This is a genomic window from Arthrobacter sp. 10N44_2, assembly GCF_056394385.1.
On sequence record NZ_JBFTHT010000053.1, the window covers coordinates 1 to 427 of the forward strand.

1 protein-coding gene is annotated in these 427 nt (G+C 60.9%); it reads right to left on the minus strand.

Features of this window, described 5'->3' with window-relative positions; all coding sequences use genetic code 11:
* Positions 1-427: branched-chain amino acid ABC transporter permease (locus tag AC1DBX_RS20690; protein ID WP_476932673.1), on the minus strand; the 427-nt coding region annotated here is incomplete at both ends.

A 427-nucleotide genomic window follows, 5' to 3' on the forward strand; every position in this document is an offset into this window, starting at 1 on the left:
GAGCGATTCCGGCGAAATGCTCCCTTTGGAAAAGGCGTAGAGCGCCCCCGCCAACCCCGCAGCAGTCCCCGCAATCACGAACGCTGCCCATTGCATCCGCTTGACATCAATCCCGATCGCATCAGCCCGCAAGGCCGAATCACGCCCCGCTCGCAACGCATAGCCGAACGGCGAATAGAGCACGCGCCGCAGCCACAGCACCCCAAGCCCCACCAGCAGCAGTGTCAACCAGTAATAGGCATTCTTGTTGGACAGCCATGCCGAAGGCCACACACCGGTCAGCCCATTGCTCCCGCCAGTGAAGCTGTCCCACTGGTAGGTAATGGCCCAAGTGATCTGCGCAAAAGCCAGGGTCAGCATCGCCAGATAAACACCCGACAAGCGCACAGCAAACCACCCATAGACAAAAGCACCCGCCGCCGCAACC